Consider the following 11,056-nt stretch of genomic DNA (forward strand, 5'->3'; position numbering starts at 1 on the left):
GCCCAATTGTTACAAGCGGCCCCACGCGCCCCCAGCCGCAATTTTCTAAACGCGCCAGAGTTCGATCGTCCCGGAGAAGGTCAATGGCATCCAGCACGGATTACAACCAGGATTACCAGCGGGCCAATGATGCCTACACCAGCGGTAATTACCCCGAAGCTGCCGCCGCGATCGATCGGCTTGCCCAGGCCTATCCCGATGATCCCAGCGTTCGCTTACTCCGAGGCCACATCTACTGCTATGGCCTAAACCAATACGACACGGCCCAGGTGGAATATCAGTCCGTGCTCAGCCTGACCAGCGACCCCACCTTTGTGGAATACGCCCATTCAGGGTTAGCCGCCACCAGCCAGGCCCTGAGCGCCGGTAATGGTTATGACGAAACTCCCAACTTTGACCAATTCGACTTTGGCGATCAGGAAACCACTACCAACGGTGGCAACACCCATCTAGCCGATCAACCGTTGATTGATGATGGGGACTTCAATTTTGATGAATTGATGAGTGACCCCCAGGGCACGGAAACGGGACTACTGGCCGGCAACAGCACCATGGCCGAAGCCCTGGGCGACCTGGAAAGTGACGCGGACTTTGCCAATGCTGACCTAGAGAGCGGCGAGCTTGGCAGCGCGGACTTTGGCAGTGCAGACTTCGGTAGTGTCAACTTTGAAGATGCGGATTTTGAGAGCGCCGATTTAGGCAATTTGGGCGCGCTGGATCTCGGGGATGGATCCCCGGGCAGCGATCCCAATGACCTCAACAGTTTTGATAACTTTGACTTTGGCACGGACTCGGGCATGGACTTGGGAGCCGACCCCGGGGCGATCGCCCTAGGCGCTGACCTAGGGGGGAGCGATGATCCCTTTGCCGCCTTGGGGTCTCCGGAACCAGCCACCCCCTCAGATCCGGCAGCGGATCCCTTCCTGATCGATCCCTTTGGGGGGAGCGAAGGATCCACACCCTCACCAGCACCAGATTTGGGGCTGCCCGATCGCTTCGAGGCGGATCCCTTTGCGGCATCGGCATCGCCCACCAGCGATGATGCTTTTGGGGCCAGCATGGATTTTGGTGATCAGTCTTTCGACTTAGATCAAGCTGATTTTGGGGCAACCAGTGGGGCGGATCCCCTGGCCGCATCAGCCTTTGGAGCCGATGACTTCGCGAGCGATTTGCCCGGCGACACGGCCGATGGTGATCAGTTTGGCGCAGGTCAATTTGGCGCAGATCAATTTGGAGCCGCGTTGGCTGACCTCGACTTCGGCGAATCGGCCAGCTTTGATGAGGCGGTGGGCTTTGGAGCGGCTGGCTCAGAAGACTTTGCTGCGTCCACCTCTGAAGCTCCGGTGTTTGGGGACTTGGATGCTGATCCCATTGAAGATTTTGGTGATCTTGGAGGTGACTTTGGGGCAGTGTCTCCCGCAGCGCCCTTTGAAGCCAGCTTTGAGCCGCCTAATTTTGCCGATTCGACGGAGACCGATGACTTGGCGGCCGATGGCTTCGGTGACTTTGAGGGCTTTGACCTCGAAACCCCGGCCGATCCGGCCGCGGCGGCCTTTGCAGAAGACTGGGCAGCACCGGCAGCCTCTGAATCATCCGCCCCTGAAGATTTTGGATTTGGCGTGTTTGATGCGGATGGGCTAGCGAGTCAACCCCTGGCCGATGAGGCTGATTTTGATTTTGGTGGCACTGATTTTGGTGGCGCTGAGGTTGCCGCAGGGGCCGAAAATCCCTTTGGCTCCGAGACGTTTGGGGACGGCTTTGGCGATTTCTCAGAGCCAGCGGCTCCGGCTGCAGCCGGGCCGCTGGTGGGCGCGAATGCTTTTGATGAGCCCTTTGGCGTGTTTGTGGGGGACAGTGCCGACGACGATCGCACCCTCTTCATGCCGCCGCCGGCCGGCACGCAAGAACCGGCGGTTAAGGAGCCAGCGGCCAGAATCGAGTTGCCTTTTGCGGCCCCGATCGAGGGATCTTTCCCGATCGATGATGAGGTGGAAGAAACCCTGTTCATGATGGCGGGGCCCAGCACCCTTCAGGGAGCAACAGCCCAAGACTTGGCGGAATTTGGCAGTGGGAACTTCAACGGGGCAGAGTTCAACCCGGATGAGTTCAACGAGTTCAACCCTGAAGACTTGAGTGCCACAGCCTTTGGGGGCGGCTCCTGGGATGCACAGCCGGAGCCAGCCTTGGGGGCGATCGAGCCGGAAGACAACGAGGCTAGCGATTTTGGCATCTTCAATGAGCCGCCGGTCATGGAGCCGGAGTCCGATGATGATGCGTTCCCCCTCGACATGATCAACGGGGCCCCGGGCATGGCTTTCACCAGCCCTGCTCGATCGGTGGATGATCCGGCCTCCGGGGCCCTGTCTGCGATCGCGGATGACGGAGCCGCCGCCGCCAGCGACTTCATGGATGACTTCGATGAATTCGACGACCTTGGCAGCCTACCGGACTTCAGCTTGACCAACACCTCCTCGGAATTCGTGCCGCGATCGGACGGTGGCGACGAATTTTCCCTTGGGGAACCCTCCCTGGGCGTGATGGGAGAACCTCTCTCTAACTTTGTTGGGGGGGACAACGAGGTTTTCAACATCGCCACCAGTTCCAACAACGAAGAACTGCTGAGCTTTGACCAGCCCGAAAGCCGCGCCGCCGAACCGGTCACCCCATCCGAAGATGGTTGGCTGGCTTCCTTCGACAATGCCCGCCTGACAACCAAGCAAACCGTCACGGCGGTGATGGCTGGGATTGTGTCATTCCTGGCCGTGGCGGGCACCACGCACTTAACCATGACCCATGTGCGCGATCGGGGCATCAGTCCGCAACTGATGGGCGACATTCGCACCATCGGCCTGGTTTCCTCCCTGTTGGCGGGAGCCACCGGAGGCGGGGTAGCCCTGTTCCTGGGCCGTCGCACTGCCCAGCATGTGGAGCGGGCCACGGGCGATTTGCAAGCCCAGTTGGATTCCGTTTGCCAAGGCAGTCTCCATGCCACAGCTCGGGTTTTTGGGGATGACGAGTTTGGGGAACTGGCCAACTCCTTCAACCAAATGACCCGGGTGATTTTGAGCACCATGGGCGAGGCCCAGCGCAAAGCCCAAGAACAGGAGCAGGCTCGCGAAGACCTCCAGCGGCAAGTGATTCGGCTGCTGGACGACGTGGAAGGGGCTGCCCGAGGCGACCTAACCGTACAGGCGGAAGTGACCGCCGACGTGCTGGGCGCAGTGGCCGACTCGTTCAACCTGACCATTCAAAACCTGCGAGAAATTGTGCAGCAGGTGAAAACGGCCGCTTTGCAGGTGAATAAGCGCTCCTCGGAAAACGAGTCTTTTGCCCGATCGCTCTCCTCCGATGCACTGCGGCAGGCGGAAGAGTTGGCCGTGACCCTCAATTCTGTGCAGGTGATGACCGACTCGATTCAGCGGGTGGCCGAAAGTGCCCGCGAAGCCGAGGAAGTGGCTCGTTCCGCCTCCGCGACCGCTTTGAAGGGAGGCGAAGCGGTGGAACGCACCGTGGCCGGGATTTTGCAAATCCGGGAAACGGTGGCGGAAACCGCCCGCAAGGTGAAACGACTGGCGGAATCCACCCAAGAAATTTCCAAGATTGTGGCCTTGATTGCCACGATCGCCTCCCGTACCAACCTGCTCGCCCTCAACGCCAGTATCGAAGCGGCCAGGGCTGGCGAAGCGGGCAAGGGCTTTGCAATCGTGGCGGATGAAGTGCGACAGTTGGCCGATCGCGCCGCCAAGGCTTCCAAGGAAATTGAAAAGATCGTGATGCAAATCCAAAGTGAAACCAACTTGGTGATGCGAGCGATGGAAGACGGCACACAACAGGTGTTGGAAGGAACCAAGCTGGCGGAACAGGCCAAGCGCGCACTCGATGACATCATCCAAGTGTCGAACCGGATTGATGTGCTGGTGCGATCGATTACGGCGGACACCGTGGAGCAAACGGACACCTCCCGCTCCGTGGCTCAAGTGGTGCGATCGGTTGAAAAGACCGCCCAAGACACCTCCCAAGAATCGCAGCGGGTGTCCGAGTCCCTGCAAATTCTGGTGCGCGTGGCGGGCGATCTGCTCTCCTCCGTGGAGCGTTTCCGTGTTGACAGCAGCAATCAGTAGCCCTGAGTGATTCTGAGTCACCATGAGCGGGGGTATCAGGGGCGATCGTGGCCAATTGCGAACTGATCAGCGGCCCATTGCCCAATCACGGCTCAAAATTTTGGAGGGTGAATGCTGCGGTTTCCTGGGTTGTCTTGAGTCCTCGCCCTCTGGGGTTGGGATCAATTAGATTTGGGTCGATTTAGACCAGCCAAATTTGGGTCAGTCCCATATGGCACAAGTCCAATTTGAACGAATCAAACCCAAGTGGATCAGACGATTCAAGATGTATCCATGGAAGCTGATCTGAAATGGATCGAGTACAGTAGATTCCAAGCTGGAGATTCCATGCTGAATTCTGAAGTCATTGTCACGGCTTGGAAGGTTCAGCGGCTCGCCCCGTGAGCGAGTTTGAGTCGCTAGCAACCCTTTGTCGATCCATCTTTTGATTCGCCCCAAATCCGCATCGAGTTGGCTGGCAGTGCCCTTGATCATGCGGGCAAACGCTTCGGAGGCTATGTTCCATGCAAGATCAACAGCAACGCATCGTCGGTTATTTCATTGAGGAAGCCAAGGACTACCTCACAACCATCGAGCAAGGCCTCATGAACTTGCAGGGGACGATCGAAGACCCGGAGCTGATGGATGAGGTCTTTCGGGCGGCCCACTCGATCAAGGGGGGCGCGGGGATGTTGGAATTCGAGAGCATCCAACAGGCCGCCCACCGGATTGAAGACTTTTTCAAAGTCCTGAAAGAACATCCGATCCATATCGATCGGGAGTTGGAAAGCCTGTTTTTGCGGGCCTTTGACACCCTGGTGGAACTGCTCGACCATCTCCAGGGCCCCTTTGGCCTCACCACCGAAGTGGGCAACCGCGTGCTACAGGATTCGGAGCCAGCGTTTAACGCCCTGGCAGAACGTTTGGGCCTCGCCGTCCATGAAGTGGACATGCCCAGCGTGCTGCATCGTACCCTCTCATCCCAAAGTGAGGATGCTTGGGCGGCCGATCGCACCCATCAGGTTTTTCAGCAACAGGTGCCCCAACTGTTGCGGGAAATGTTGGATCTGTTTCGCCAAGGGGACAGTCCTCAGCAGCGCGCGCAGCTCCAATGGATGTGTCAGCGCTTGTCTGACTTGGGCAAAAGCAGCCGCATTACCGGCTGGGTGGAGCTACTGGATGCGGCCAGCCAGGCGATCGGTTGCCCCACCAACTCCTACAAAACCCTAGCGCCCACCATTATTCGCGACCTGAAGCAGGCTCAAGATCTGGTTCTGGACGATCGCAGTCAGGAGATCTGCTTGGGCAGTGAGTTACGGGCCTTGGTTCCCCAGCCGGTTGCCCCCAGCCCCAGCAGCCTAGATGTAGATCTATTTGACTTCGACGACTTACTCAACGACGAATTAGCGCCCGAAATTACCGACATCACCCACAGCCAGGGCGATGAGTTTGAGCAAGATTGGTTTACAGAAACCAGCAACACCGTCGTAACCCGGATGGATGAGCTGGATTTAAGCCCCACCCCATCACCCACCCAAACCAGCCGGGTGGAACGGCCAAGGGCAGAACCGGGTACGGGGCCGGAAGTGGGCGTGGCCGAATTGGACGTGTTGGCGGACTTGTTTCGCCAAAGCTCCCAGGATTTGGAGGCTGATCTGCCGGGGCAAAGTTCGGAGTCAGGGGCTGGGTTACCCCTAAATCAGGCCGCAGACTATGACCTGTCAGATCTAATCTTTACCCATGAGGAATCGTCAGCGGATGCTGATGCCTTGACCAGCTCTCTGGATGCACTGGGCTACGATCTGCTGGATGAGATTGACACCACCGATTCGGTGGCAGATATGGGGCTAGAGTCCATCGATGACCTGTTGTCCTTTGGGGATGAGCCATCGAGTGGCAATGGACTGCTGGCGAATGTGGGTCAAGGCTCAGGGGCGATCGATCTCATTGGTGATGATGATCTGGATGCGCTGCTGGATGCGGTGGAAACGGCCACGGAAGTCAACCCGATCGCCTCGGATGACCTGTTCGATCTGGGCTTGGATGCGGAAGAGGAACCCACCGGCCTACGGGTGGTGCCCAGCGGCGACCTGACCTTCTCCACAGAGCTGATCAGCAATCCCACGGCGATCGAACCGATCCCCAATGAACTCCAAAAGTTGGGAGATGATGACCCGGATTTGACGACGGTGATTGATCCGGCGCTGGGGAATCTGGATGATCTTGATGGCAATTTCGGCTCAGACTTGGGGTTGGATCTGATTGATGGCCTGACGGGAGAGATTGCGCCTCCAGAGCTGACCCTCGATCCGTTACCGGAGATTGGGGCGATCGATGACATGGCTGATCTGGATGCTTGGGCCGCAGATTTGGCCAACGTAGATCTGGCCCATGCAGACCTAGACTTTGGCAATGCAGGACTGGCCGATCTAACCAATCTAGATGTGGCGGCCGCCGCGGCCCCGGAAGCAACCGCAGATCGTTGGGGTGATGGGTTGGATCTCGGCGATATGTCGCCAGGGGAGTGGCCCGACCTGGCCGCGATCGACCTGGATGATAACTGGTCGGACTCCGCCCCTGACTTGGACTTCAACGATTTAAATAATCTGAGCAACTTCAGCGCCGTTGACCTGACCGATGATTTCAATAATCTGAGCAACTTCAGCGCCGTTGATCTGACCGATGAGGATCTCGCGCCAACCACCGCCATGCCGGCCCTGGTGGATCCGGCTCTAGACGACTTGCCCGCCCTCGATCACTTCGATTTGGATGGCATCTTGAATGCCAATCCCTTGGAGGAGGTGGATCCCTTTGCGGATCTGTTGGCAGAGTCGCCCGATGTGATGTTGCCGGATGCGGAAACCTCAACCGCTGAGAACTTTATCCAAGACATCGATACCCTGCTGGACGATCCGCTTTCTGCGGAGCCGGCCGAGCCGGTCTATGAGGCGGCTGACCTCAGTTACGACGTGAATGGGGCCAAAGCCATTCGGATCGATCGCTCCACCCTCAGTTCCGAAGGTCTGGAAGATCTGTTCTCCGATCGGCGAACGACCGATCTGAGCGGTCTAGAAGAAGATCTAGACCTGGCCGAGGCCGAAGTAGATCTCGCAGGGGCCAATGATGATGCAGCCGCCCTCTGGACTCCGGAAAACTTCACGGAGCCGCCCATTCTCTCGGATTTGGATGCCCTGTTGGCCCCCGCTGCCGCGTCGGCCCCTGCTCCTGCGCTGGATGATGATTGGGCAGCCTTGGACGATTTGGACTTTGGGGAAGCGACCAGCCTGGAAGCCACCGCTGATGGCGAAGCCCCTGACTTCTTGATGGGAACGGCCGACTGGAGCAGCCCCTTGGATCTCAGTGAGCCACAGGGGGCAACCAGTGCCGATCGCGCCGATGACTTTGACTTCGGGGGCCTGGGTGATCTAAACGACTTGAGTGGCTTAGGAGACTTGGGGACTTTGGGTGATTTTGGTAATTTGGGTGACCTAGGATTACCCGTTGATGCGGTTGATCCGCTGGCCGGTTCGGACTTGGAAGATTTGGATGCGCTCTTGGGTGCGCCCCCCACCAGTGAGCCGATGATGGACGGCCTCAGCGGTTTGGGTGATTTGGGCGATCTGGATCAACTGCTGAATCAGGAGCCGGGATCTGTGCCGGCCGGTGACAGCACCCTCGATGACCTGCTCAATGCCCTAGAGGGTTCCGCTGCACCGGCTCCGGCGAGCCAAGCGGCCAGCGATGCCGATGAGCTGGATAATCTGCTGAAGAATCTGAATCTGTCAACGACGGCCGCCACCAACAGCCCCGATCGCTTTGAGGATCTATTTGGCGATGTGGCGGCCCCAGCCACAACCCCCGCGCCCGCTGGCAGCACCGGTGGCCTCGATCTAGACTTTGACGCTTTGGTGGAGATACTGGAGGCCCCGGCCAAGGCTGCCCCAGCGACCGGCCCCAGCCCTGCGGGATCTCCAGCTCGATCGGCCCCAACTCCCGTGGCGAACGGTCAGCGCGAAATGGAAGCGGCCGCCAACCGCAATTTACGGGCCGAGCAAATCATCAAAGTGCCGGTGCGGAACTTAGACAACCTCAACAACCTGGTTGGGGAAATGGTGGTGAACCGCAACAGCATGGAACAGGGCCAAGAGCGCCTGCGCCAGTCCTTGGAAAATCTGACCCAACGGGTGCAGCAGTTGGGGGATGTGGGGCAACGAATGCAGGACTTTTACGAGCGATCGCTCCTGGAAATGTCCCTGCTGTCGGGGCGGCGCGGCGGCAGTGGCGGCGGACATTCCGACACCCATCACAGCGGTGAGTCTGACACCCACGGCGGCCGGATGGGCTTGGGAGAACTGGAGCTGGATCGCTTCACCCCCTTCCACACCCAATCTCAAGAAATCATTGAGTTGATTGTGCGGGTGCGGGAGTCTGCCTCCGACATTGACTTCGTGGTGGAACAAACCGATCAACTGGTGCGGAACCTGCGGCAAATCACCACCCAGATTCAAGAGAACTTGAATAAGTCGCGCATGGTGACCTTTGCGCGCACGGTGGAACGGTTGCCCCGGGCAGTGCGATCGGTGTCTGAGCGCTGTGGCAAGGACGTGGATCTGATCATTGAGGGCAAAGAAACGGCGATCGATGAGTTCCTATCCCAGGAGCTATCGAGTCCAATTACCCACATGATCAATAACGCCCTGGTGCATGGCATTGAAACGCCTGAAGCGCGGGTGGCGGCAGGCAAACCCCCCACCGGCAAGCTGACCATTCGGGCGTTTTATCAAGGGAACCAAACGGTGATTTCCTTGTCCGATGATGGGGCGGGGATTAATACGGAGCGGGTGAAACAAAAGGCGATCGAGAAGGGCTTGATTGACCCCAACCAGGCCCGCAATATGGTGCGCCAAGAAATCTATGAAATGCTCTTTCTGCCGGGCTTCAGCACCAAAGACCAGGCCGATGAGTTTGGCGGGCGCGGCGTGGGTATGGATGTGGTGATGCGCAAAATTCAGGAATTGCGCGGCAGCATCAGCATTGATTCAGAACTGGGACGGGGAACGACCTTCACCATCCGGTTGCCCCTGAACCTGAGTATTTGTAAGGCGCTGCGGTGCTTGAGCGATCACGCCACGATCGCGTTTCCGATGGACGGGGTGGAAGACACGCCGCCCGATATTCACCCGGAGGATGTGCAGACCGATAAGGAAGGTCGCCGCTGCATTGCCTGGCGCGATCGAATCTTGACGCTGCATCCCCTCACTGAGCTGCTGAAATACAACCGCCACCTGAGTCGCGGCAACATCTACGGCGGCAACCAGGAGGACGACTCCTTGGCGATCGTGGTGTTGCGCAGTGCCGGTGAGTTCATTGCGATCGAGGTCGATCGGGTGCTGGGCGAGCAAGAAATCGTAATTAAGCAACCGGAAGGCCCCGTGCCCAAGCCCCTGGGCATTGCTGGGATGACGGTGTTGGGTGATGGGCGCGTCATGCCGATCGCCGATGTGCTGGAGCTAATTGACCTGGCGAAGGGTCGCATCCGGCGCGATACCGTCAGCGGCCGTTGGGAATCTGACAACATCCACATCGTGGAGCCGCCGACGGAGCAAAAGGATCCGATGGTGTTGATTGTGGACGACTCGATCACGGTGCGCGAGCTGCTGAAGATGACCTTCCAGAAAGCGGGTTATCAAGTGGAGCAGGCCCGCGACGGTCAAGAGGCCTGGGAAAAACTGCGATCGGGCTTGCCCTGCGACTTGGTGTTCTGTGATATTGAAATGCCGCGCATGGACGGCTTGCAGCTCTTGCAGCGATTGCAGACGGAAGAAACCCTCTGTGAACTGCCTGTGGCCATGCTCACCTCTCGGGGAGCCGACAAGCACCGGAAAATGGCCGTTGACTTGGGCGCAAAGGGTTACTTCACCAAGCCCTACCTGGAAGAAGCTCTCCTGGATGCGGCGCGGCGAATGCTGCGGGGTGAGGTGCTGATCACGGCCAATGCCTAACGTTTAACGCCTACATTCCCGACCAGCGCCTAAGCAGTGCCTAACTAGTGCCTAAGCTGCTCGGCCGAGCAATGCTCAATGGATCCTGAACCAACGGATCCTGCGCGAACGGCTTGATTGCCCTATTGGTAGAGAGCCTGGAGTTCGGCCACCGGTTCGATCGCCAATCGATGCACCCGGTGGCCATCTAGCACTGCATGGAAAGGAACCACCTCCACCACGCTGTTGGAATAGGCGATCGCCTCGAATCCTTCCACCCAATCGGCAGTCCAGGGTTGGTCAACGCCGATCGGTTGCCCGTGACGTTGGAGCTGGCGAATCAGGTGCGATCGAGCAATGCCCGGTAAGCAATCCCCCAGGGGCGGAGTCCACCAACGCCCATCCCGAAATCCCCAAAGATTGCCCGTGCTGGTTTCCAGCCAGCGCCCATCCTCATCAACCAAAATGGCTTCGGAGGCCGGTTCGGGGCCCAAAAACTGTCGCTGGGCCGTTTGCAATGCCAGCCAACAGGGAAGATAATTGCCCGTTTTGTGAGCGGCGATCGAACGGCGGTAGTGGGCTGCCTGGGCTACCCAAGCCACAATGCCCTGTGTTTGTTTTTGGGTCAAATTGGAGGGCAATTCTCGCCCCACAATCCACTCCCGCCCATCGGAAAAAAGAGTGACCCGCACCACCGGATATTCAGCCGCCAACAGGGTTGCTCCCTGTTCTACCTGTTCCCAATCCGGCTGGGTCAGGCCCAACTGACTGCGAGTGTTGTAGAGCCGATCGCGGTGGGCCAGCCATTGGGTCATGGGCCCGTGGAGATCGCGATCGTAAATGCGCAAGGTTGTGAAGGTTGTGGCCCCAAATATCAACCCTGGATCCGTGACATCCAGAGTAATGGTGCGCTGATCGAGGGGTTGACCGTGATACCACTGGGCAGGCATGAAACCAATTGCGGGTAAGCTCAAA

3 protein-coding genes are annotated in these 11,056 nt (G+C 58.5%); 2 read left to right on the forward strand and 1 reads right to left on the reverse strand.

The window, feature by feature from the left end:
* The first annotated feature begins 83 nt into the window (after positions 1-83).
* On the forward strand, positions 84-4,121 hold the full coding sequence (locus H6G52_RS00335; protein WP_190525725.1) for a methyl-accepting chemotaxis protein: 4,038 nt from the start codon (positions 84-86) through the stop codon (positions 4,119-4,121).
* Positions 4,122-4,624: 503 nt separating this feature from the next.
* Entirely contained in the window at positions 4,625-10,102 is a 5,478-nt protein-coding gene (locus H6G52_RS00340; protein ID WP_190525727.1) for a response regulator, read from the forward strand.
* A 122-nt stretch (positions 10,103-10,224) separates the two neighbouring features.
* Here the strand turns inward: H6G52_RS00340 and H6G52_RS00345 are convergent, their stop codons facing one another.
* Positions 10,225-11,031 (reverse strand): aminotransferase class IV, encoded by an 807-nt coding sequence (locus H6G52_RS00345; protein WP_190525729.1) that lies wholly within the window; start codon positions 11,029-11,031, stop codon positions 10,225-10,227.
* Positions 11,032-11,056: the final 25 nt, after the last annotated feature.

It is taken from the genome of Limnothrix sp. FACHB-881, from assembly GCF_014698135.1.
Classification (GTDB): domain Bacteria; phylum Cyanobacteriota; class Cyanobacteriia; order CACIAM-69d; family CACIAM-69d; genus CACIAM-69d.